The sequence below is a fragment of the Burkholderia sp. Bp9143 genome (genome assembly GCF_003853645.1).
Taxonomy (GTDB): Bacteria; Pseudomonadota; Gammaproteobacteria; order Burkholderiales; family Burkholderiaceae; genus Burkholderia.
Map to the genome: position 1 here is coordinate 84,408 of NZ_QTPO01000031.1, position 20,811 is coordinate 105,218.

A 20,811-nucleotide genomic window follows, 5' to 3' on the forward strand; every position below is an offset into this window, starting at 1 on the left:
CTCCGCCGCGGCATTGTTGTTCTCGTCCGCCACGGACGCCCCCCCATCAGCGTGGAATCGACTCAACGATCACGTCCGGCAGGTGCTCGCCGTCAAAGGGAACATCGTCAAAATAGCGAGCTTCTGGGGTCGTTGCATTAACAACAAGATGAAGCTTCCAATTGTCAATCACGAGGACCGTGGAACTACCCGGATCGTCCCAAACAACAATCAGGCCGCCTTCACCATCTGGTGCGACTTTAGGCACCTCGTGAGTGGGCAGTAGCATCTCGAACAACGCCCGAGCAGCGGCGGCGCTCTCATCCGAAATCTTGCTCGGTCGATCGCGCATGCATGAATAGCCGTCCTGATTCATTTGCCCAATGAGCGAAATCAATCTCTCCCGCTCTCTGGCACGCTCAATGGACGCGTCTGTCACTTTTCCCACCGGCAAGGAGTCGTCGGTCAGTAATCCGGACGCCACCACTACGCCATCTCTCGCCCCAACGTCTCTAGCACGCTGGACCGCATTTGCTTTGACGATGCTCATATACCGCTTCTTTGGTGTCGCTCCTAGATCGTGGGTGAAATCATTGTTGGAAAAAGCAGTAATGCTATCCGGGGACGTTTCAATTGCATACCAGTAGTCGCTCATGAAGTTCTCCCCCAATATTCCGCCACGTGTATTGCGGGCGTCGTAACATCGGCAAATCCATGTGTGATCCACTCATGTGCGACGTCGAACCACTCTCGTCTTCCAGTAGCCGACAAATCCGTCGAAATGCCACGCGCAGTAAGATCGAGTCGGACAAAGCGCTCTTGAGTTGGCAACTGGGACGCGGACTGTGCAGTGATGTGCAAGCGCCCCAAGTCTCGTGGCAGCGCGTAAGACGTCGCCCAGTTAAAGCCTTCTGGTTCCGGCAAAAAACGCTCCGCGCTTGTCGATCTCAAATGATCGACAAGGATTGTGTCGGCCGTTGCTGCCGCGCCAAGACCATTAGATGCAGAAATATGATTGACATAGGCAAGTTCGAACTGCCTGATAGTCAACCCTCCCACCCCAATTTCATTACAAAAAACAATGAAATCAGACAACTGAGTCTCGAATTGCTCGATTACTACCGCGTAGCTCGGATATGAGTCTCCCGCCGACTCGCGCTTCCAATTGAAGATAAACCGGTCTTGCTGCAGTTGAATTAAATTCCGTCGGTCAGCACTAAACAGCCAGGCACGTCGAAGTGGGGGAAGATTGCTGAACTCGAATACCGACATGGCGCCGAGGCCTGGCTGCTCGACAACGCTTTGCAGAGGGGCAGCATCTTCGGCCTTTGGATACGCATCTCTCACGCGCTCCCAATACGCCCCAATATGAGCAGTCACTAGGGGGCGCTCACTCGAAAAGTGGATTCCGCATGCGACCTCAAAAACCGGCGGCCGAACAAACTTTACCGGCGCACGCACGCTTCCTTCTGGGCTCGGACTCACGGCTTCAATTTTGTTGATATCAGATTGTAGATGTGATAATGCGGGCGGTTTTGGGCAGCGTAGCACAAATATCCACGCACGGTGAGGAGAATTCCATGCCACATCCGGCCCCATATTCGAGCACGGACGAACGGACGAAGAATCGGGACTATTTGAATCCTCTAGCCCCTGCCCGACTCGGCCGGGCGGGGGCACGCAATTACTTCGTGAGCGGTCGTCAGGGAGCAGCAAGCCGTTCCTCCGTCTTGGTTACTGCGCATGGTGCCTACGCAGCAGCTGCGCCAATGCAATCGCGCCCGAGATCAACGCAGCTACGATATATGCGATCGGCCCGCCATCAGGCTCAGAGCGAGCAAAACGCATGCTTCCGTTCTGAAAAGCGTCACGTATCGAGGCCAGCTCCTGCCCGTAGGTAGGACAGTTCCACGGATGAGGCTCGTTCATACACCGATTAAATTCGGTAGCAGCCAGGTAACGAGCTTGTGCTTCGTTTTGCTCCGCCGCCACTCGCGCAGCCGCTACCGGATCGTAGGTAGTGGCTTCCTTATACGCCGCAATGGTCGCGCCACAACATATTGCGGCGGAAATCCAGAATACGCTCCACCTGTTCATTCCACCTCCCAAATCTGTTGCAATTATCCACTAAGATTCAAATCAAATAAGCGGCAGCAGCGACTTTATGAAGCGAAAGCGATACATTGCACGCAGAGGCAATTTTCAAGAAAGAGCATTCGCAAGCTGGCAATTATGCTCACGAACAATTCCTGAAATCTGAAATGCGTCTATCAAAACCCACACGTATAGCGGCACAAGCAGGAAGACGCCAATATATGCAGATACCGTCAACCAGCCGAAAATAAATAGCAGAAGTTGAGCGACACCCGAACTAGTGCGCCCCAGATAAAACCGGTGTGCGCCCACGCCGCCGAGAAAGAGCCACAGTAAAAAAGCCACAACGCCGCTCTTTTTCCGCGCGTCGTACATCATCATGTTTCGAGCAGAATCGTTCATTCCATCTTCTCCAAGTACCATAACGAAATAAATGAATCACGCGATAAGTAGACGGACTATCGACGCACAACATTGAGCCGCACTCCAACACCATCGTGTCTTGTTCGGCTGCGAGCCCACCAGACGCCGCCCGGGGTAACATGCATTACGATCGTCAGGGGACCGTGCAGTTGACTCGCGGGCCGGATGTGATGGTCGAACACGAGGGCATGATGGTGAAGTTTCGCGCTTGGGTTGGACCGGCAACGGGGTTTGCCGCGGCAGTGGCGATGGGGGACGGTGCCGGAGAAGACGTTGGGATCATTGAAGGTGCGCCGCTCGCCGCCGCAGGAGCCGCGCTCATTTTCGCCGCGCCCATGCTGACGGTAATCAGCGTCGGATAGTCATAAGCGGCTCCCGTACCCATATCGATCGCCGTGCCGACGATGCCGCCGAACAGAAGGTTGCCGGCGACCATGCCGCGCGCTGATGAAGCCACGGTGGAGATACCCGACTCGCGCCCTTCCTTGTCGCACTTGATGTTCAGGTCCCCCATCGATCGATGCAGAGAAACTGAACCAGGCGTCGTGACGAACCACGTACCCTTGTCGTTCGTAAGCTTGCAACTCGCGCTGGTCACCGCCTCCGTCGAGCTTCGCGTCTCGACCGACACCACCTGCGCCGAGCCGTCGATGATCGAGGCACAACCGCTCAGGGACAACAGCCCCGTCACTACCCATATCGTTTTCATCGTCTTCCCCGATTCGTATCGCGCGCCACGTATCAGCCGTTGGTCGCCGCCGACGCGCTTGTTGTTTATTCCCCGATTTCCATCTCGCGCAAAGGGCGCGTGAATCGAGCACGCATTAGATATGCCACCTCCCCCTGACGCACAGCCGGGATCGGTTTGGGGAATGGGGAAACGATGTCGGGCGGGGCACCCATACCGTGTTGATTCAGTTTTGAAACAAGACCCACCTCGTGTCTACCACACGTGCAAACCCTCAATTGTGTGAGGACGTGCTTGTACTGAATGCGCACAAGAAAGATTCTTTCGCGCCACCGCTTCATCGCGAGACATCATCAGTTCGCGTATTTCGTACCAGATTCGACTTGTCGAACGGCTAGCGCCATCAAGTAGGACCGTGGCTCACTCGAAGACGTCCCGACCGCACTTCCGGTTGCAAAATTGAAACGGGGTCCACATGGCGGCCACGCGGACCAATTCACGACACATTGGTTTGCCGTTCCAAGGAACTGATGCGCTGTTCGAGATCGCACATTTCGAACATCTTCGCGATCTGCGACAGCGCGAAGACGAAGCGCGCGCCGTCCTGGCTGTCGATCCGGTTCGTCCGCATGTCGCGGTAGACTTTCGCCATTTCCCGGCGCACAGCGTCGAGGTTGTGCAAGTTGACGCGGGGGGCAGGCAAAACGACGAGTTCAGTCGTCGCCTCGCTCACCGGGTAGGCGTTTGTGAATTTTCGCCGCATAGCACCTCCCTTTTTTCACGGTCGCGACGGCCGTTATCTGGCAACCAGACGACGTAAGTCAGGTCGCGTTCTCGCGCAACCACGTCGAAGTCCGGCGGGTTGCTAGGATCGTAGATCAGCACGCAGTAGGTAACGTTCGTCTCGACGGACTGAACAGCGAGCGCCTCCTCAAGTCGCTCGATACGAGTCTTGATTGTCATGGCACCCCCCCGGTACCCGAGCGTGGTATTACCGGCGGTGGTTGCTGCTGAACGTCCTGCGCGGCGCGGCTGCGCACGACGTTCAGCCTGTCGCGAAACCACGTGAGATCGTCGCGCACGGTCGAGAGCGAAGGCTGGTGCTCAACCAGGTAGAAGATGTAGGCGCGGTACTCTGCTGACCATCTGTCGATCGCAGCTAACTCCGCGACCAGCATGCGCAGTTCGCACCGCCACTCCGCTAGCATCTCCAGCGTGATGCACGGCCCCCAAGGGCAAAACGATGCTCCGCTCTCTTCGTCACGGGGCCAGCCGACACCGGAGTCGCGATCAGAAAGAGCGTCAGTCAAGGAAGTACCGGAAGTGCCATAAGGTCCTTCTGGCACTTCTGGCACCGAGGCGTGTACGCCCTTTTTCAATTTCAGGCGTTCGAGATACGGATTCATGTTCGCGCATCCGGGTGCATTTCGAACACCGTTTTCGTGCGCCCGTCTGTTGCTACCGAGACACCGCGAACCCAGCCATACTCGCCGAGCACGTTAAGCGCGTTGCCAACATCTTCCGGTGTTTGCAACATCGACCAATGGTGACGATAAATGTCGCGTGCCGTGAACCGGTCAGCCACCTCACCATGACGTATCCGCCTGAGCAGCGCCTTTGCACTGTCAAGGTCATCACCGGTTCCCAGGGCATAAGCACGTTCGGCATGCGATCGAAGGTAATGTGCCCAAGCCAGCGCACGCAGCATAGCGGAATCACTTATTGCCCCCTTGCCGTCGTCCGCAAGATGACAGAGCAGCGCCAGACTGGGGACAAGCTTCCGGTACTTCGCGAGATGGGATTCGACAGCCGGGTGCAGATGTCCGCTGCGCAGATCGCTCTCGTAAGCAATTCGCCATTCAAGAAAGTGCTCGGCCGCCGCCTCGTCGAGTCGAAGGAAAGGCGGCTGTCCGAAATTTGGTTGATTGTCGTGTCCGGTGACGGTTTCCGCTCCCCAGTCGCTCAGCGGATCAGCAGCATCAAGCCTTGCGAATACCGCAAATGCTTTTCGCTGCGCGTCACTGTCAGGAATTCGATCGACGTTGCGCCATTCGCCTGCGACATCTGGATACACCAGCAGGCCAAAGCGTTGAATCAATCCGTCGTCGGCGGCACCACCTTGTGTCGCAGCACGGATATATCCCGCAATTCGCCCCGGTTGCGTCGAACCGAGCACGGACAGGCAAACAGCCTCCGCGCGCAGGTTACGGCCACGGCCGATTCGGTCAGCAACATATGGTTGGTTGCCGTTCCACCCGGTCAGATAGAAGCCGCGTGAACCTTCCTGTCCGTCCCGTTCAAGAGATTGCAACAGGGACACCAACTCGTCACGATAGGCCCCGATGCCATTCGGATTCTCACGACAGATTTCGAGCAGCGCTTCACACGTCGTATCGTTGACCAGATAGCGCCGCATACCCGGGGCTTCGGGTTCCACGATCGATTCAAAATTGATACTTGCAGTCGGATTCTCCGCAAGCCGTCTTGCAATGCTCTTTTTCTGCGCGTCGAGCCGCATCGCGTGAATCTGTGCGACTGCATCATAATCGGCCTTCTCAGCGACGTAGCGACGCGAAGCAATATCTTCCAAGTAATGTAGGGGTGCAAGTGCGGCCGACATTGCGGGACTCTTGAGGACACCTGGTCGACCAATCAGGCAGGCCCATTGGTTACCATATTCGGTCCAGTCGTCACGACGTTTCGGGCGAACACCGATACGCCGCCCGATCACAATACCGAGCGCCGCCATAACCGTAACGCCAACAAAATCAGGCGGGCATTGAATGCGCTCGACCACATCACACACCCACGGGCGCAGCGTCTCGGGCACGAGCTCGTAGTCGAACGGTTCTACCGGCAACAACGCATTCGGCAGGGGCTCGGGATGATCCGGCCACGGCGCACAACCGGCGGACTGTTTGCTGACCACGGCGAGTTCGTCCAAGAACGATTGCCCTCGCACGATTGCGGCATCATTCATGGGACACTCCTGCTGCGTCAAGCGCCGCGTTGATGCGCTTCACGGCCAGAATAAGCCTCGCGCGGTCATCGACAGTGAACGGGTGACCGTCGAGCAGCGCCACACCGGCGGTCACCACCACGAGCGCCTCGAATCGGATACATGCCAATACGTCCGTCGCCGGAAAGGGATGCCGTTCGGGTTTCAGGCCGATTGGTCCGCCGATCGGCACGGGAAACAGATCAGACACGGTCAGCCCGACCGCATCCATGACGGCGTTTATGTGGCAACCCGCGAAGCAGTGCACCAGCAGACGACCGTCATCCAGTTCTCGTACCGCGAGTGAAGGACCGTGATCATTATGGGCGGGGCAGCGCGCTTGCCAGCGACACCGGCCGGTGCACCTCACGGACACGAGGCGCGACAAGAGAACATGTGCACTCATGGTCAGCCCCACGGCTTGTTTGCACACTGCTCGACATATGCGTCAAGCTCACGTTCGCTGAGCACGGTAGTTCGTGCAGACAACTTGATTGCACGAGGGAAGGTCGGATCATGCTTGATCCGAAGCCACAGGGTGCTGACACCGATACCGAGTTTTTTCGCGGCGGCAGCAGGACGCAGGTAGGTATCCGAGACGTGGTCCGACATGGCGACTCCAAGAAAATTTGAAGTTGTCTAACCGCACGTGTTGCGGTCATGTCGGACAGCATATGAAGCGCGCCGTCGCTGCGGAATTTCTGTTTCCGGTCAGGTGGATTTTGTTGAGCGACGCTATCTCAGACCACGCGTTCTCAGCACATAGAGAACGTGTTTCTTGGTCTTGCCGGTGCGCCGGGCAATTACACCCGTGCGGTTACGAACAGGCATCGGCCGCTTCCCCGCTCCCAAACTGACGAACGTTGCGACGATGTCCTCTTCAAGCGTCGCAGCCGTTGCGCGCCTCGCGGCAACACCGGCCGCTGATGCGCGGGCCTGCCCCAATACCCGATGATATGCGGCGCGATACTTCCGAAATTCATCGTCCAGGTATTGCTCGGTAAGCGATCTCATCGACCATCTGCCGCGACGCTTCCTTTCACGGTATTGCGGCCGACCGTGCCGCGTTCGGGCCTCGTATTCGCGGCGCACGATCCACGCACCGGCAGGCCGCGGGCCGTTCCACGCTTGACCACCTGCTTGACGAACATTCCTCATTGCCTCAAGTGCTCGCGCCTCATCATCGACATTTGTACCCCACGGAGTGCAGTCCTTAGAATCGCAACTAGCCATGACGCGAGCCTCCTTGCAGGTCGCTTTTTGGTCAGGCGGCGGTTGGTGCTCCCACACCTACCGCCGCCGCGTCGTAATAGATACTGTCAGACCGCATGAGAACTTATGCCGCCGTCTGGCCAAAAGTTCCGACAACAACCCTCCGGCCGCGCTCAATCTTTGTATCCACGAAATCGGCCCACAGTTGAAGGATCTTGCGGCGCTCATCGGCGTACTCAGCGCGGTTATAGACGCCTTTGATGCCCTTGATCGAATGCGCCAACGCCTTTTCGATCGCGTCTGACGACATACCCATTTCGTGCAGGTGCGTTGACGCAGTGCGGCGAAAGTCGTGCAAGACGAAGTGCTGAACGTCCAGGCTCAAGGCTCGCACCGCCTGATTGAGCGTGCTCTTGGCGATCGGCTTGTCACCACGACCGCGCGTCGACGGAAATACATGTTCGTGGTTGCCGGTCTGCCCGTACAACTCGCGAAACATCGCGACCGCCTGCGAGGAGAGGTAGACCCAATGCTCCTTGTCCTTTTTCATCCGGTCGGCTGGAATGCGCCAGATGCCGGCGTCGAGATCGAATTCTGACCACCGTGCCTCAACCAGTTCAGACTTGCGCACCATCGTGAGAATCAGCAAGTGAAGCGCAAGCTGCAACGCGCGGCGAATATCTGATGCGTAAACAGCACGCAGGACTGTTCCAATTTCATCGGGAGAGAGGACGCGCGTGCGGCTGTCCTGAGTGGCGACGAAACGCGCGACTACTGCGTGTGCCGGGTTTGTGGTCGCGAGCTGCCGGGCAATCGCATACTCGAACAGTCGTTTGATGACGTTTCGGGTCGAGAGCGCCATCTTGGGCGCACCGCGGGCCTTGATGCGGTCGCAGATCGCCAGCACATCGCCAGGCGTCACGTCCGGCAGCGGCTTGTTGCCGATCGCGGGATAGATGTCCTTCTCAAGCGCGCGCTTGATCGTCCGAGCGTATTCGACCGACATCGACGCGATCTGGGTTGTGTACCAATCGTCGCCGAATTCCCGAACCGTATCGAAGCGCTTCACGGCGCCCCGATCCTTCTTGGCATCAGCGATAGGGGAAACGCCTTTGGCGACGACCTCGGCGTATCGGCGTGCCTTCTCGCGAGCATCCTGCAAAGTGATCGCGGGGTAGTCCCCAATCGTCACCATCGGCTGTCGTTCGCCGTGCAGTGTGTACCGGTAGCGCCAGACCTTCGAACCCGACGTCATGACTTCCAGCACGAGGCCGCCACCGTCCGAGATACGATAGCGCGCCGCCTTCGGCTTCAGCGCCTTGATGCGGGTGTCATTCAGCGGAACGACGGTTTTCGGCATGGTTGGTACACATCGATTGGGACACAACGTCCTTGTGTACCTAAATGTGTACCATCAAAGGGTGGATGTCAATAAACAACCTTGGGCAACGCTAGGCGATCAAGCCTAGCATCCACAAGGGTTTTAGCGGGAACGGTAGACGACCTTGGACAACCTTGGGTGACTGGTTATTTTCCGATACAAAACCTGCTGAAAATCACTCCCAGCAGATCATCCGAAGTGAACTCCCCGGTAATCGCATTGAGCTGCTCCTGCGCGAGCCGCAGCTCCTCCGCAAACAGATCGAGCGATTGCGCGCGCTGCTCCGCATGATCGGCCGCCTGCGCCAGGTGTTCCTGCGCAGCCCGCAGCGCGATCAGATGCCGCTCGCGCGCCAGATAGACGCCTTCGGCGCCCGCCTGCCACCCCGCGATCCGCAGCAGCTCCGCGCGCAGCATGTCGATCCCGTCACCGCGCTTCGCCGACAGATGCACCTCGGTCAGGTCGCCTTCGGCCGCCGGATGCTCGACGCACGCCGTCACGCCGGTGAGGTCCGTCTTGTTCAGCACGCGCACCACCGGCACGCCGGCCGGGAACCGCGCCGCGATCGTCCCATCGTCCGCCGTCATCCCCGTGCGCGAATCGAGCAGGTGCAGCACGACGTCCGCGCGCTCGATCTCGCTCCACGTGCGCGCAATCCCGATCCGCTCGACTTCGTCTTCCGTCTCGCGCAGCCCAGCCGTATCGATGATGTGCAGCGGGATCCCTTCGACCTGGATCGTCTGCGCGACCTTGTCGCGCGTCGTGCCGGCGATCGGCGTGACGATCGCCAGCTCCGCGCCGGCGAGCGCATTCAGCAGCGACGACTTGCCGACGTTCGGCTGCCCCGCCAGCACGACCGACAGCCCCTCGCGCAGCAACGCGCCCTGCCGCGCGTCGCCGAGCACGTGCGCCAGTTGCTCGCGGATCTTCGCGAGCTTGCCGCGCGCATCCGCCGCTTCCAGGAAGTCGATTTCCTCTTCCGGGAAATCGAGCGTTGCCTCGACCAGCATCCGCAGCGTGATCACGTCTTCGACGAGCGCGTGGATCTGCCGCGAGAACGCACCGTCGAGCGAGCGCCCGGCCGAGCGCGCCGCCGCCTCGGTGCTCGCCTCGATCAGGTCGGCGACGGCCTCGGCCTGCGCGAGGTCGAGCTTGTCGTTCAGGAACGCGCGCCGCGTGAACTCGCCCGGCTCCGCGAGCCGCAGCCCGAAACCACGCCCTGCATCCAGGCAGCGCTGCAGCAACAGCTGCATCACGATCGGCCCGCCGTGCCCCTGCAGTTCCAGCACGTGCTCGCCGGTGTACGAATGCGGCGCGGGGAAATACAACGCGATCCCGCGATCGAGCGGCGCGCCGTGCTCGTCCAGGAACGGCACGTAGCTCGCGTGGCGCGGCGCGAGCCGCTGCCCGCACAACGCATCGATCAGCGGCAGCGCGGCCGCCTCGCCGCCGCGCCCGAACGACACGCGGACGACGCCGATGCCACCCCGGCCGGCAGCAGTGGCAATAGCGACGATCGGATCGGAATCGGTAGCGAGCATGGGAATCGGATGAATCGGGTCAACAAAGAGTCAATGGTGCGCCCGCGCAACAGTTCGAGCACGGGACGCCGGCATTGTAGCGTGCCGGCCCGCACGCCACCGGACGCCCGATCAGCTTCGAACTCGCCCGAATTTATCCCGATGGAGATAAGTCGAGTACAAATCTCGGGCAACCGCATACTGTCCATTTCGGACGAGTATGCCTATCGGAGTGGCCCGACACTGGGGCCCCCAATTCCGCCGCACGGTCCACGGCAGGTTGGGATTCATCCGAATAAGCTACGTTTATCTTACATGGTTGTCTGAGACGCGTCGGTCGAATTGCACAATCACTCCCATGCCGACACCCGAAGAAAAAGCAGCGTTCTCGGAACGCCTGAAATTCGCCTTGCGGCGCAGCCCGGACAAGGTCACCGGCGCGACGGAGCTCGCGAACCGGTTCAACCTGCGTCACCGCGGTGCGCAGCCGGTTTCGCCGCAAACCGCGCACAAATGGCTGACGGGCCGCACGATTCCGACGTCGGACAAGCTCGAAACGCTCGCCGACTGGTTGCGCGTCGAACTGCATTGGCTGCATTACGGCCCGTCGCCGAGCGTGACCGAACATACGACGCCGCAACCGCTGCCACGCGACGAGCGCTATCCGCCGACGCCCGAGACGATCGAACTCGCGTCGAAGATCGAGGCGTTGCCGCCGCATCAGCGTTACCTCGTTCAGGAACTGATCGAGCAGTTCTACGGCAGCGACGCGAAAATCGAAGCGAAGAAGGCCTGAACGGCAGCGGTCAACCACCACACGGGCCGCCGCACCCACCCGCCGGAAACAAAAAAACCGCATGGTTCGCACCATGCGGCTTTTCTACGTACATCGCGGGCGGCTGGCCGCCCGCATGCGCCACGGGCGTCAGGCCTTCTTGCCCCCGCCGAGCTTGCGCGTGATGTAGTACTGCTGCGCGATCGACAGCACGTTGTTCACGACGTAGTACAGCACCAGACCGGCCGGGAAGAAGAAGAACATCACCGAGAACGCGATCGGCATGAACTTCATCATCTTCGCCTGGACCGGGTCCGGCGGCGTCGGGTTCAGGCTCGTCTGCACGAACATCGAGACGGCCATCAGCACCGGCAGGATGAAGAACGGATCGCGCTGCGACAGGTCGTGAATCCACAGAATCCACGGCGCGCCGCGCATTTCGACCGATGCGAGCAGCACCCAGTACAGCGAGATGAACACCGGGATCTGGATCACGACCGGCAGGCAGCCGCCGAACGGATTGACCTTCTCGGTCTTGTACAGCTCCATCAGCGCGGCGTTCATCTTCTGCGGATCGCTCTTGAAGCGTTCGCGCAGCGCCTGCATGCGCGGCGTGATTTCCTTCATACGCGCCATCGACTTGTAGCTCGCAGCCGACAGCGGGAAGAACACGGCCTTGATCAGGACCGTCAGCAGCACGATCGCCCAGCCCCAGTTACCGACGAAGCCGTGGATCTTCTCGAGCAGCCAGAACAGCGGCTTCGCGATGATCGTCACCCAGCCATAGTCCTTCACGAGTTCCAGGCCCGGCGCGATGCCTTCGAGCATGCGCTCTTCTTCCGGACCGGCGAACAGGCGTGCCTGCACGTCGGCCGACTGGCCCGGCGCGATCGCGGCGACCGGCTGCTTCACGCCGACGCGATACAGCGTCGGATCGATCTTTTCAGCGTAGATGTCGCGCTTCACGCCCGACTGCGGAATCCAGGCCGACGCGAAGTAGTGCTGCACCATCGCGACCCAGCCATTGTCGGCGGAAGTCACGTAGTCGGCCTTGTTCTTGTCGAGGTCGCTGAAGTTGATCTTCTGGAAGTGCTTCGCGTCCGTGTAGACCGCCGGCCCGAGGAACGTATGCGAGAACATCGGCGTTTCGACGGCCGTGTTGTCGCGCACCAGTTCCATGTAGACCGTCGGCGTGACCGGGGCCGTGCCGACGTTGTCGATCTTGGTGTCGACGCCGATCACGTAGCTGCCGCGCGTGAACGTGTAGGTCTTCACGACCTTCACGCCGCCCTTCACCGGCGATTCGAACGACAGCTTCAGCGCGTTCTGGTCGCCCGTCAGCGACGTCGAACCGGGGTTCAGCTGCGTGTAGACGTCGTTGTGGTTCGGGAAGTCGCCGCCGAGCAGGCCCGAGCGCGCGAGGTACGTGTGGCCGGCCGTGTGGTCGAACAGCGTGATGTACAGGTCGGGCTGCTTGCCGTCGCCCTGCTTCTTCAGCGTCAGCTTCGCGAGCGTGCCGCCGCGCGTGTCGATTTCGCCGTCGTACACGTCGGTCGAGAATTTCACGAGCTGCGCCTGCGCGGCCGGTGCCGTCGTCGACGGTGCGGCGCCTGCAGCGGCGGCAGGCACTTCACCTGCGGTCGTCGTCGCGCCCGTGCCCGATGCACCGCCGGCAGCCGCGGGGGCCGTCTGCGTGGCGCTGGGAAAGAACATCGACGGGCGTCCATGGGACCGCTGCCAGTTGTCGTACAGCATGACAGCTGACATGAAGAAGATCACCCATAGGACGGTGCGTTTGATATCCATGCGTTGTCTCAGAGTCGATGGGACCGCGCGTCGGCTTCGCCGCGAGCGCGAGTGTCGGAGTTGGGCGGCGGGACGAGGTCGATGCCGCCCGCGGAAAACGGATGGCATCGGCACACGCGCCTGACGGCGAGATACGTGCCGCGCGCGGCGCCATGATACTGGATTGCCTCGCGCGCGTAATCCGAACAGGAAGGATAAAAACGGCAACGGTTGCCGAGCATCGGGCTCACGGCAACCTTGTAGAAGCGCAGCAAGGCGATCAATACCGTTTCCATACCTTGGGCGGCGCCGTTCGACGCCGCGTCAAAACCGGCCGGGCAGGCGCGAACGCCGCACCGGACACGGATGCGTCACTCGGACGCGGGCTTCGACGCCCGGCGGGCGATCTCCCGGACTGCCCTGTCGAGCAGTTCGCGGATTTCGGCCGCGCACATCGCCGCGAGCGGGGCGGAAGCCGCGCTCGGCAGCGCTTTCTTGTCGAAGCGCGTGTGCTGCCGCAGCAGCAGGTCGTAACCGGCGAATTCGGCCCGGCGCAAGCGAAACGCGTCGCGCGCCAGCCGCTTCACGAGGTTACGTGTTACCGCACGCGGCGCATACTTCTTGCCGACGACGAGCCCCAGACGGGCAGGCTGGCCGGTCGGCTTGCCGTAGATCACGAAGTGCGCGGAGCGCCGCCAGGGGCGCAAACGAAAAACGGATGAAAATTCATCCGTTTTCAGAAGTCGCGCAGCTTTCGGGAAGGCGGCTTTCGTCTGCGACGGATTCGCACCCGGCTCGACGGTACCTTCCGCAGGACTGCGGACGGCGGACACAGCGCGCAACCTGCCTTAGATGGCGAGGCGCTTGCGGCCCTTCGCGCGGCGAGCGTTGATGACCTTGCGGCCACCTGCCGTCTTCATGCGGACACGGAAGCCATGGGTGCGCTTGCGGCGCGTCACGGACGGTTGGTAAGTACGTTTCATGATGTTCTCACTTGTTCGAGAATGTCGAAATTCAGGGGACCGCGTGCCCTTAACCGGAGGCATTCGGGCGAACGCAATCGCCGGGAATACAGGATTGGTTTTCGCGGAACCCGCTATTTAAACCGTTTTTCTCTTGACGGTCAATACTTTACGAGTCGTCCGCCTGTGCCGCCCCCGGCCGATCCGGCCCCGCGCCCCACAATCACAGCCTGTGGATAAGTCCCGCTGTGGCCGCGTTTGGCGTTAGAATCTCGCCTTATCTCCAAGAATCCCGCACGCCGCTTCGGCGCTCGCCTGCCTCTCCAAGACTGTGACGCAGGCGTCCGAGGCACGCTCGCACGACCGCTTCGGGCCTTGTTGCGCAACCGCGACAAGGGCGCCGGCGAGCCGCGCTGTGCACGCAAAAAACGACAGTTACTTGATGAACGATTTCTGGCAACACTGTTCCGCACTGCTGGAGCGCGAGCTGACGCCCCAGCAGTACGTGACGTGGATCAAACCCTTGGCCCCGGTGGCCTTCGATGCATCGGCGAACACGCTGTCCATCGCCGCGCCGAACCGCTTCAAGCTGGACTGGGTCAAGAGCCAGTTTTCGGGCCGCATCTCCGATCTGGCCCGAGATTTCTGGAATGCGCCGATCGAAGTCCAGTTCGTCCTCGATCCGAAGGCCGGCATGCGCAGCGCAGCCGCCGCGCCGGCCACCCCGCGCGCGCCGCTGGCCCCGAGCGGCCCCGCCGCGACGGTCGCCGCGATCGCCGCCAACCTGACCGCGCATGCCGCGGCCGCGGCCGCGCCGAGCGCACCGGCCGACGTGCCGATGACGCCGTCGGCGGCCGCCGCGCACCACCTGAACGCCGACGACGCCGACATCGACCTGCCGAGCCTGCCCGCGCACGAAGCGGCGGCCGGCCGGCGCACGTGGCGTCCGGGCCCCGGTGCCGCGCCCGCGAACGGCGGCGAAGCCGATTCGATGTACGAACGCTCGAAGCTGAACCCCGTGCTCACGTTCGACAACTTCGTGACCGGTAAGGCCAACCAGCTCGCGCGCGCCGCCGCGATCCAGGTCGCGGACAACCCCGGCATCTCGTACAACCCGCTGTTCCTGTACGGCGGCGTCGGCCTCGGCAAGACCCACCTGATCCACGCGATCGGCAACCAGCTGCTGCTCGACAAGGCCGGCGCGCGAATCCGCTACATCCACGCCGAACAATACGTGTCCGACGTGGTGAAGGCGTACCAGCGCAAGGCGTTCGACGACTTCAAGCGCTACTACCACTCGCTCGACCTGCTGCTGATCGACGATATCCAGTTCTTCTCCGGCAAGTCGCGCACGCAAGAGGAATTCTTCTACGCGTTCGAGGCGCTGGTCGCGAACAAGGCGCAGGTGATCATCACCAGCGACACGTATCCGAAGGAGATCTCGGGCATCGACGATCGCCTGATCTCGCGCTTCGACTCCGGCCTCACCGTCGCGATCGAGCCGCCCGAGCTCGAGATGCGCGTCGCGATCCTGATGCGCAAGGCGCAGTCCGAAGGCGTGAACCTGTCGGAAGACGTCGCGTTCTTCGTCGCGAAGCACCTGCGCTCGAACGTGCGCGAACTCGAAGGCGCGCTGCGCAAGATCCTCGCGTATTCGAAGTTCCACGGCCGCGAGATCTCGATCGAGCTGACCAAGGAAGCGCTGAAGGACCTGCTGACCGTGCAGAACCGGCAGATTTCGGTCGAGAACATCCAGAAGACCGTCGCCGACTTCTACAACATCAAGGTCGCCGACATGTATTCGAAGAAGCGTCCCGCGAACATCGCGCGGCCGCGGCAGATTGCGATGTACCTGGCGAAGGAACTCACGCAGAAGAGCCTGCCCGAGATTGGCGAGCTGTTCGGCGGGCGCGATCACACCACCGTGCTGCACGCCGTGCGCAAGATCGCCGACGAGCGCAGCAAGGACGCGCAGCTCAACCACGAGCTGCACGTGCTGGAACAGACGCTGAAGGGCTGAGCGCGCGGGGCGCGCTTGATAATTCGGCCTCCGCCCCAATTTAAGGGGGGCGGTTCGGTTTTGAGGCACAATACTGGTTTGACCGCCCCGGTGGTGGCGGGCCAAGAGCCCGGCCGGCGGGGCGCTGCGAGGCTGCTGCGCTGCAGGCCGTTACTCAACGAAGGAACTCTATGCAACTGGTCAAGACCGAACGAGACACCCTCCTCAGGCCGCTGCAAACGGTCAGCGGCATCGTCGAACGCCGCCATACGTTGCCGATCCTCGCCAACCTGCTGATCACCAAGAACGGCCCGGACGTTTCGTTCCTGTCGACCGACCTGGAGCTGCAGATCACCACGCGCGCCGATTTCGGCGTCGGCGGCGACCAGGTGGCCACCACCGTCGCGGCCCGCAAGCTGCTCGACATCCTGCGCGCGATGCCTGACGGCCAGGTCACGCTGTCGCTCGCCGACAAGCGCCTCACCGTCCAGTCCGGCAAGAGCCGCTTTGCACTGCAGACGCTCGCGGCCGACGAGTTCCCGACCGTCGCGCAGGCGAAGGATTTCGGTGCGACCCTGACCGTCCCGCAGAAGTCGTTCCGCCAGCTGCTCGGCATGGTGCACTTCGCGATGGCGCAGCAGGACATCCGCTACTACCTGAACGGCATGCTGCTCGTCGTCGACGGCGACCAGCTGATGGCCGTGGCCACCGACGGCCACCGCCTCGCGTTCTCGTCGATGAAGATCGAGGGCGGCACGTTCGGCCGCCAGGAAGTCATCGTGCCGCGCAAGACGATTCTCGAGCTGCAGCGCCTGCTCGAGGACATCGACGACACCGTCACCATCGACATCGCGCAAACCCAGGCCAAGTTCACGTTCGGCCAGGTCGAGCTCGTGTCGAAGCTGGTCGAGGGCAAGTTCCCCGACTTCCAGCGCGTGATCCCGAAGGCGCACAAGAACACGTTCGAGATCGGCCGTGAAGAGCTGCAGCGTTCGCTGCAACGTGCGGCGATCCTGACCTCGGACAAGTTCAAGGGCGTGCGCTGCATCATCGCGCCGGGCCAGCTGAAGATCATGTCGACCAACGCCGATCAGGAAGAGGCGCAGGAAGAACTGGAAATCGCTTACCAGGGCGATACCGTCGACATCGGCTTCAACGTCACGTATCTGCTCGACGTGCTCGCGAACCTGAAGGTCGACACCGTGCAGGTGAGCCTCGGCGACGCCAGCTCGAGCGCGCTGATCACCGTGCCCGAGAACGACGAGTTCAAGTATGTCGTGATGCCGATGCGCATCTGACGCGCTCGACATCACAACACACACCAGGGGGCGGCAAGCCCCTTTGGCGTTTTTATGGCGAACCGACAACCCGTCCCTTTGGTGCCTTTTCGGTGCTTGGGGCGGGCCAGGAAACTGGAGCGGCCCGGCGATTTCTCTCGCTGAAACGCACCGCGCCGCCACGAGAGTGGCCTCGCAGAACCGGAAGATATCCATGAGTGAACAGCACAATTCGCAACCCGATAACAGCAGCTACGGCGCCTCGTCGATCCAGATCCTTGAAGGTCTGGAAGCGGTGCGCAAGCGCCCCGGGATGTACATCGGCGACACGTCGGACGGCACCGGTCTGCACCACCTCGTGTTCGAGGTGCTCGACAACTCGATCGACGAAGCGCTGGCCGGGTACTGCAACGACATCCACGTGACGATTCACGCCGACAACTCGATTTCCGTGACCGACAACGGCCGCGGGATTCCGACCGACGTGAAGATGAACGACAAGCACGAGCCGAAGCGTAGCGCGGCTGAAATCGTGATGACGGAACTGCATGCGGGCGGGAAGTTCGACCAGAACAGCTACAAGGTGTCGGGTGGTCTGCACGGCGTGGGTGTGTCGTGCGTGAACGCGCTGTCGAGCTGGCTGCGCCTCACGGTGCGCCGCGACGGCAAGAAGCGGTTCATGGAGTTCCATCGCGGTGTTGCGCAGGATCGCGTACTCGAGACGGTGGACGGCGTGGAAGTGTCGCCGATGCTGGTGACCGGTGATACCGAGAACCGCGGCACCGAAGTGCATTTCATGGCTGATCCGACGATCTTCGGGACCGTCGAGTATCACTACGACATCCTCGCGAAGCGGATGCGCGAGCTTTCGTTCCTGAACAACGGCGTGCGGATTCGTCTCACGGACCTGCGCTCGGGCAAGGAAGACGATTTCGCGTTCGCCGGCGGCGTGAAGGGCTTCGTCGAGTACATCAACAAGACGAAGACCAACCTGCACCCGACGGTGTTCTTCGCCAACGGCGAGAAGGATGGCGTGGGCGTCGAAGTCGCGATGCAGTGGAACGACAGCTACAACGAGAACGTGCTGTGCTTCACGAACAACATTCCTCAGCGCGACGGCGGCACGCACCTGACCGGCCTGCGGGCCGCGATGACGCGCGTCATCAACAAGTACATCACCGATAACGAAATCGCGAAGAAGGCGAAGGTCGAGACGACCGGCGACGACATGCGCGAAGGGTTGTCGTGCGTGCTCTCCGTGAAGGTGCCGGAACCGAAGTTCAGCTCGCAGACGAAGGACAAGCTGGTTTCGTCGGAAGTGCGCGCGCCGGTTGAAGAAGTCGTCGCGAAGGCGCTGGAAGAATTTCTGCTGGAAACGCCGATCGACGCGAAGATCATCTGCGGGAAGATCGTTGAAGCTGCGCGTGCGCGTGATGCTGCGCGGAAGGCGCGTGAGATGACGCGTCGGAAGGGCGTGCTCGACGGCGTCGGTCTGCCGGGCAAGCTCGCGGACTGCCAGGAGAAAGACCCGGCGAAGTGCGAAATCTACATCGTCGAGGGCGACTCGGCAGGTGGGTCGGCGAAGCAAGGTCGTGATCGCAAGTTCCAGGCGATCCTGCCGCTGCGCGGCAAGGTGCTGAACGTCGAGAAGGCGCGCTACGACAAGCTGCTGTCGTCGGAACAGATCGTCACGCTCGTGACCGCGCTTGGGTGCGGGATCGGCAAGGAAGACTACAACCTCGACAAGCTGCGCTATCACCGCATCATCATCATGACCGACGCGGACGTCGACGGTGCGCACATCCGGACGCTGCTGCTCACGTTCCTCTATCGCCAGATGCCGGACATGATCGAGCGCGGCTATGTGTATATCGCGCAGCCGCCGCTTTACAAGATCAAGGCGGGCAAGGACGAGCGGTATCTGAAGGATGACGTGGAGCTCAACGCGCACATGCTGCGGTTGGCGCTGCAAGGGTCAGAACTGGTGCCGGGTGAGAATGCGGCGGCGATTTCGGGTGATGCGCTTGGCGAGCTGGCGCGGTCGTATCTGCTGTCGAAGAGCGTGATCGAGCGGTTGAGCCGGTTGTATGACCCGGCGGCGCTCGAGGCCGTCATGGATGGGGTGGAGATCGATCTTTCCAATGAGGCTTCGACCGAGGCTTCGGCAAAGGCGCTACACGCTGCGTTGCATGACGAGGCTTTGAAGAACGAAGTTCGTGTCGTGCCTTCGTATGATCCGGTTCGCGAACAGCGGTCGCTGCATGTCGAACGTACGCATCACGGGAACGTGCGGGTTTCGGTCATCGACCAGGAATTCCAGCACACGGCGGATTATCAGCAGCTCGTGACCACCGCGAATACGTTCAAGGGGCTCATCGGGGAAGGCGCGGTCATCAAGCGTGGCGAGCGCAGCATGGCCGTGAACGACTTCAAGAGCGCGATGAAGTGGCTGCTGGCGGATGCCGAGCGGAACGTTTCGAAGCAGCGGTATAAGGGGCTGGGGGAGATGAACCCCGGGCAGCTGTGGGAAACGACGATGGATCCGGCGGTGCGAAGACTGCTGCGCGTGCAGATCGAAGACGCGATTGCTGCGGATGGGATCTTTACTACCCTCATGGGGGACGAGGTCGAGCCGCGGCGGGCGTTTATTGAGTCAAATGCGTTGCGGGCGGGGAATATTGACGTTTGAAGGCGCCTGTAGCGTGACCCATAAGGTGAGATTTTGGGAACCATCCACTGAGACATGTATTACTGACTGAGTCCCGATAGCTCGGACTTCTGGTGCTTAGCCTAACGCTACTCTGCACATAACTGCGGCCGCCTCATTGAGGTGGCCGTCGTTTTTTTCCACTGCAACATCACTCGTTGGCGTTTCATCCGGATACGTGCGATAGCATTTAGCGTATTGGCAGGAATCTGAACGAGCAGATGCAAGGAAAACGTAAACCCCAAGGTTGATGGTATCTGGAAGCGATGACCATCGTGTGCTAACGCACCGTCGCAGTTATGCATGGCGGATGTACCGCGGTCATCGCAACAATGATTTCGAGTATCATCCTCGTCGTAGTGGCGTAAAAGTAAAAGACTTTCTGCGAGGGAGAGACCTTGGCGGTCTATGTAGACAACGCTCGGATAGCGTGGCGTGGCCGCCAGTGGTGCCATTTGGTTGCCGATTCGCTTGATGAGCTGCACGGGTTCGCGAAGTCCATAGGGCTGAAGCGCGGCTGGTTTCAGGCTCAAGCGTCGTTACCGCATTACGACGTCACTGTTGAAGTCAGGGACGTAGCACTGAGTCGGGGCGCGATGCAGGCCGACCGACGCACGCTCGTTTTGCGTGGTCGCCAATTGAAACTCGAACTTCAAGAATCGCTCGCAAGAGCAGACTCTCAGCTTCGGCTGTTTGACTGAGCTTCGGGTTTCGCGTCGTCTCAACTTTCGCGGTTCCGCTGGCGATAGACCACGCTCGGCGTGCCGTTCTTGCTATGTACCTGACCGCAGAAACAATCGACGACCTGCTCCGGAAGGTCTACGGTCGCCTGCTGCGAAAGCGCGGCTTGGGCGAAATCAACCCGACCAAAGGGCCGGCGACCGAGATTAATGGTGCGCTGCTCCTGCTGAAAAACCCCCGAGCCCGGCTCAGCTGTTGATTTCCACCGAGTCTTAACCCACCGATTTCATCTAAATCTGACCCACCCCGAGACAGCGTAGTACATCTATT

At 61.0% G+C, this 20,811-nt stretch carries 25 protein-coding genes; 6 read left to right on the forward strand and 19 right to left on the reverse strand.

Translation table 11 applies throughout. The features are described from left to right. Positions 1–46 precede the first annotated feature (46 nt). The 14 genes from DIE23_RS23025 to mnmE all read right to left on the reverse strand — a co-directional run bounded on the left by DIE23_RS23025 (position 47) and on the right by mnmE (position 10,316). Positions 47–634, reverse strand: coding sequence for a hypothetical protein (locus tag DIE23_RS23025; protein WP_124614250.1), 588 nt, complete (start codon positions 632–634; stop codon positions 47–49). Then, the gene (locus DIE23_RS23030) at positions 631–1,578 is read right to left on the reverse strand and encodes a TIGR04255 family protein (protein ID WP_124614251.1); all 948 of its coding nucleotides are present in this window, start codon (positions 1,576–1,578) and stop codon (positions 631–633) included. The genes DIE23_RS23025 and DIE23_RS23030 overlap by 4 nt, the downstream gene beginning before the upstream one ends. Before the next feature lie 603 nt (positions 1,579–2,181). Further along, positions 2,182–2,475 carry a TM2 domain-containing protein gene (locus tag DIE23_RS23035; RefSeq protein WP_124614252.1) on the reverse strand — a complete coding sequence of 98 codons (294 nt, stop codon included), beginning with the start codon at positions 2,473–2,475 and terminating at the stop codon, positions 2,182–2,184. Between the two features lie 154 nt (positions 2,476–2,629). Continuing rightward, a complete protein-coding gene (locus DIE23_RS23040) occupies positions 2,630–3,205 on the reverse strand; it encodes a hypothetical protein (protein WP_124614253.1) in 576 nt (191 codons plus the stop codon). A 475-nt stretch (positions 3,206–3,680) separates the two neighbouring features. Then, on the reverse strand, positions 3,681–3,917 hold the full coding sequence (locus tag DIE23_RS23045; RefSeq protein WP_221623358.1) for a hypothetical protein: 237 nt from the start codon (positions 3,915–3,917) through the stop codon (positions 3,681–3,683). Continuing rightward, positions 3,914–4,147 (reverse strand): hypothetical protein, encoded by a 234-nt coding sequence (locus DIE23_RS23050; protein ID WP_124614255.1) that lies wholly within the window; start codon positions 4,145–4,147, stop codon positions 3,914–3,916. Before DIE23_RS23050 ends, DIE23_RS23045 begins: the two co-directional genes overlap by 4 nt. Continuing rightward, complete coding sequence (locus DIE23_RS23055; protein ID WP_124614256.1) at positions 4,144–4,590, reverse strand: hypothetical protein; 447 nt, start codon at positions 4,588–4,590, stop codon at positions 4,144–4,146. Before DIE23_RS23055 ends, DIE23_RS23050 begins: the two co-directional genes overlap by 4 nt. Continuing rightward, positions 4,587–6,164 carry a YfjI family protein gene (locus DIE23_RS23060; RefSeq protein WP_124614257.1) on the reverse strand — a complete coding sequence of 526 codons (1,578 nt, stop codon included), beginning with the start codon at positions 6,162–6,164 and terminating at the stop codon, positions 4,587–4,589. Before DIE23_RS23060 ends, DIE23_RS23055 begins: the two co-directional genes overlap by 4 nt. Then, complete coding sequence (locus DIE23_RS39905) at positions 6,157–6,414, reverse strand: hypothetical protein (protein WP_221623359.1); 258 nt, start codon at positions 6,412–6,414, stop codon at positions 6,157–6,159. Before DIE23_RS39905 ends, DIE23_RS23060 begins: the two co-directional genes overlap by 8 nt. A 176-nt stretch (positions 6,415–6,590) precedes the next feature. After that, a complete protein-coding gene (locus DIE23_RS23070) occupies positions 6,591–6,794 on the reverse strand; it encodes an AlpA family transcriptional regulator (protein WP_124614259.1) in 204 nt (67 codons plus the stop codon). Positions 6,795–6,917: 123 nt separating this feature from the next. Further along, positions 6,918–7,196: a hypothetical protein gene (locus DIE23_RS23075; RefSeq protein ID WP_124614260.1), complete on the reverse strand. Its 279-nt coding sequence runs from the start codon at positions 7,194–7,196 to the stop codon at positions 6,918–6,920. Further along, positions 7,193–7,333, reverse strand: coding sequence for a hypothetical protein (locus DIE23_RS39665; protein WP_185646520.1), 141 nt, complete (start codon positions 7,331–7,333; stop codon positions 7,193–7,195). Before DIE23_RS39665 ends, DIE23_RS23075 begins: the two co-directional genes overlap by 4 nt. A 185-nt stretch (positions 7,334–7,518) precedes the next feature. Further along, complete coding sequence (locus DIE23_RS23080; protein WP_124614261.1) at positions 7,519–8,754, reverse strand: tyrosine-type recombinase/integrase; 1,236 nt, start codon at positions 8,752–8,754, stop codon at positions 7,519–7,521. A gap of 167 nt (positions 8,755–8,921) precedes the next feature. Then, positions 8,922–10,316, reverse strand: a complete 1,395-nt coding sequence (mnmE, locus tag DIE23_RS23085; RefSeq protein WP_124614262.1) for a tRNA uridine-5-carboxymethylaminomethyl(34) synthesis GTPase MnmE — start codon at positions 10,314–10,316, stop codon at positions 8,922–8,924. 337 nt (positions 10,317–10,653) lie between these two features. On the opposite strand from mnmE, the gene DIE23_RS23090 reads away from it, so the two are divergent. Then, positions 10,654–11,091, forward strand: coding sequence for a transcriptional regulator (locus DIE23_RS23090; protein WP_124614263.1), 438 nt, complete (start codon positions 10,654–10,656; stop codon positions 11,089–11,091). A 129-nt stretch (positions 11,092–11,220) separates the two neighbouring features. Here the strand turns inward: DIE23_RS23090 and yidC are convergent, their stop codons facing one another. From yidC to rpmH, 4 genes are all read right to left on the reverse strand, one after another. Beyond that, positions 11,221–12,876: a membrane protein insertase YidC gene (gene yidC / locus DIE23_RS23095; protein ID WP_124614264.1), complete on the reverse strand. Its 1,656-nt coding sequence runs from the start codon at positions 12,874–12,876 to the stop codon at positions 11,221–11,223. Positions 12,877–12,884: 8 nt separating this feature from the next. Then, positions 12,885–13,151: a membrane protein insertion efficiency factor YidD gene (yidD, locus tag DIE23_RS23100; RefSeq protein WP_006750110.1), complete on the reverse strand. Its 267-nt coding sequence runs from the start codon at positions 13,149–13,151 to the stop codon at positions 12,885–12,887. Positions 13,152–13,226: 75 nt separating this feature from the next. Beyond that, positions 13,227–13,688: a ribonuclease P protein component gene (gene rnpA / locus DIE23_RS23105; RefSeq protein ID WP_006756936.1), complete on the reverse strand. Its 462-nt coding sequence runs from the start codon at positions 13,686–13,688 to the stop codon at positions 13,227–13,229. Between the two features lie 15 nt (positions 13,689–13,703). Beyond that, positions 13,704–13,838, reverse strand: coding sequence for a 50S ribosomal protein L34 (rpmH, locus tag DIE23_RS23110; protein WP_004198824.1), 135 nt, complete (start codon positions 13,836–13,838; stop codon positions 13,704–13,706). A gap of 421 nt (positions 13,839–14,259) precedes the next feature. Between rpmH and dnaA the strand changes: the two genes are divergently transcribed. From dnaA to gyrB, 3 genes are all read left to right on the forward strand, one after another. Beyond that, entirely contained in the window at positions 14,260–15,837 is a 1,578-nt protein-coding gene (gene dnaA / locus DIE23_RS23115) for a chromosomal replication initiator protein DnaA (protein ID WP_221623360.1), read from the forward strand. 170 nt (positions 15,838–16,007) lie between these two features. Next, positions 16,008–17,114 (forward strand): DNA polymerase III subunit beta, encoded by a 1,107-nt coding sequence (gene dnaN / locus DIE23_RS23120; protein ID WP_059605245.1) that lies wholly within the window; start codon positions 16,008–16,010, stop codon positions 17,112–17,114. Positions 17,115–17,307: 193 nt separating this feature from the next. Then, positions 17,308–19,782: a DNA topoisomerase (ATP-hydrolyzing) subunit B gene (gyrB, locus tag DIE23_RS23125; RefSeq protein WP_124614267.1), complete on the forward strand. Its 2,475-nt coding sequence runs from the start codon at positions 17,308–17,310 to the stop codon at positions 19,780–19,782. Positions 19,783–19,889: 107 nt separating this feature from the next. Here the strand turns inward: gyrB and DIE23_RS40340 are convergent, their stop codons facing one another. After that, positions 19,890–20,333 carry a hypothetical protein gene (locus DIE23_RS40340; RefSeq protein WP_260436148.1) on the reverse strand — a complete coding sequence of 148 codons (444 nt, stop codon included), beginning with the start codon at positions 20,331–20,333 and terminating at the stop codon, positions 19,890–19,892. Here DIE23_RS40340 and DIE23_RS23130 point away from each other — a divergent pair. After that, positions 20,256–20,501 carry a DUF4031 domain-containing protein gene (locus DIE23_RS23130; protein WP_233634975.1) on the forward strand — a complete coding sequence of 82 codons (246 nt, stop codon included), beginning with the start codon at positions 20,256–20,258 and terminating at the stop codon, positions 20,499–20,501. The two genes, DIE23_RS40340 and DIE23_RS23130, sit on opposite strands and share 78 nt — an antisense overlap. Before the next feature lie 74 nt (positions 20,502–20,575). Then, positions 20,576–20,740: a hypothetical protein gene (locus tag DIE23_RS23135; protein WP_260436147.1), complete on the forward strand. Its 165-nt coding sequence runs from the start codon at positions 20,576–20,578 to the stop codon at positions 20,738–20,740. The last annotated feature ends 71 nt before the right edge of the window (positions 20,741–20,811 follow it).

What these genes read in the sequence shown, in the direction of transcription:
- DIE23_RS23135 (WP_260436147.1), top strand. Translation starts at nt 20,576, where the DNA reads ATGTACCTGACCGCAGAAACAATCGACGACCTGCTCCGGAAGGTCTAC.
- mnmE (WP_124614262.1), bottom strand. Translation starts at nt 10,316, where the DNA reads ATGCTCGCTACCGATTCCGATCCGATCGTCGCTATTGCCACTGCTGCC.
- DIE23_RS23050 (WP_124614255.1), bottom strand. Translation starts at nt 4,147, where the DNA reads ATGACAATCAAGACTCGTATCGAGCGACTTGAGGAGGCGCTCGCTGTT.
- yidD (WP_006750110.1), bottom strand. Translation starts at nt 13,151, where the DNA reads ATGGAAACGGTATTGATCGCCTTGCTGCGCTTCTACAAGGTTGCCGTG.
- dnaN (WP_059605245.1), top strand. Translation starts at nt 16,008, where the DNA reads ATGCAACTGGTCAAGACCGAACGAGACACCCTCCTCAGGCCGCTGCAA.
- DIE23_RS23025 (WP_124614250.1), bottom strand. Translation starts at nt 634, where the DNA reads ATGAGCGACTACTGGTATGCAATTGAAACGTCCCCGGATAGCATTACT.
- DIE23_RS23075 (WP_124614260.1), bottom strand. Translation starts at nt 7,196, where the DNA reads ATGAGATCGCTTACCGAGCAATACCTGGACGATGAATTTCGGAAGTAT.
- rpmH (WP_004198824.1), bottom strand. Translation starts at nt 13,838, where the DNA reads ATGAAACGTACTTACCAACCGTCCGTGACGCGCCGCAAGCGCACCCAT.
- DIE23_RS23060 (WP_124614257.1), bottom strand. Translation starts at nt 6,164, where the DNA reads ATGAATGATGCCGCAATCGTGCGAGGGCAATCGTTCTTGGACGAACTC.
- DIE23_RS23030 (WP_124614251.1), bottom strand. Translation starts at nt 1,578, where the DNA reads ATGGGGCCGGATGTGGCATGGAATTCTCCTCACCGTGCGTGGATATTT.
- DIE23_RS39905 (WP_221623359.1), bottom strand. Translation starts at nt 6,414, where the DNA reads ATGGATGCGGTCGGGCTGACCGTGTCTGATCTGTTTCCCGTGCCGATC.
- yidC (WP_124614264.1), bottom strand. Translation starts at nt 12,876, where the DNA reads ATGGATATCAAACGCACCGTCCTATGGGTGATCTTCTTCATGTCAGCT.
- DIE23_RS23035 (WP_124614252.1), bottom strand. Translation starts at nt 2,475, where the DNA reads ATGAACGATTCTGCTCGAAACATGATGATGTACGACGCGCGGAAAAAG.
- DIE23_RS23055 (WP_124614256.1), bottom strand. Translation starts at nt 4,590, where the DNA reads ATGAATCCGTATCTCGAACGCCTGAAATTGAAAAAGGGCGTACACGCC.
- gyrB (WP_124614267.1), top strand. Translation starts at nt 17,308, where the DNA reads ATGAGTGAACAGCACAATTCGCAACCCGATAACAGCAGCTACGGCGCC.
- DIE23_RS39665 (WP_185646520.1), bottom strand. Translation starts at nt 7,333, where the DNA reads ATGTTCGTCAAGCAGGTGGTCAAGCGTGGAACGGCCCGCGGCCTGCCG.
- DIE23_RS23080 (WP_124614261.1), bottom strand. Translation starts at nt 8,754, where the DNA reads ATGCCGAAAACCGTCGTTCCGCTGAATGACACCCGCATCAAGGCGCTG.
- dnaA (WP_221623360.1), top strand. Translation starts at nt 14,260, where the DNA reads ATGAACGATTTCTGGCAACACTGTTCCGCACTGCTGGAGCGCGAGCTG.
- DIE23_RS23090 (WP_124614263.1), top strand. Translation starts at nt 10,654, where the DNA reads ATGCCGACACCCGAAGAAAAAGCAGCGTTCTCGGAACGCCTGAAATTC.
- DIE23_RS23070 (WP_124614259.1), bottom strand. Translation starts at nt 6,794, where the DNA reads ATGTCGGACCACGTCTCGGATACCTACCTGCGTCCTGCTGCCGCCGCG.
- DIE23_RS23040 (WP_124614253.1), bottom strand. Translation starts at nt 3,205, where the DNA reads ATGAAAACGATATGGGTAGTGACGGGGCTGTTGTCCCTGAGCGGTTGT.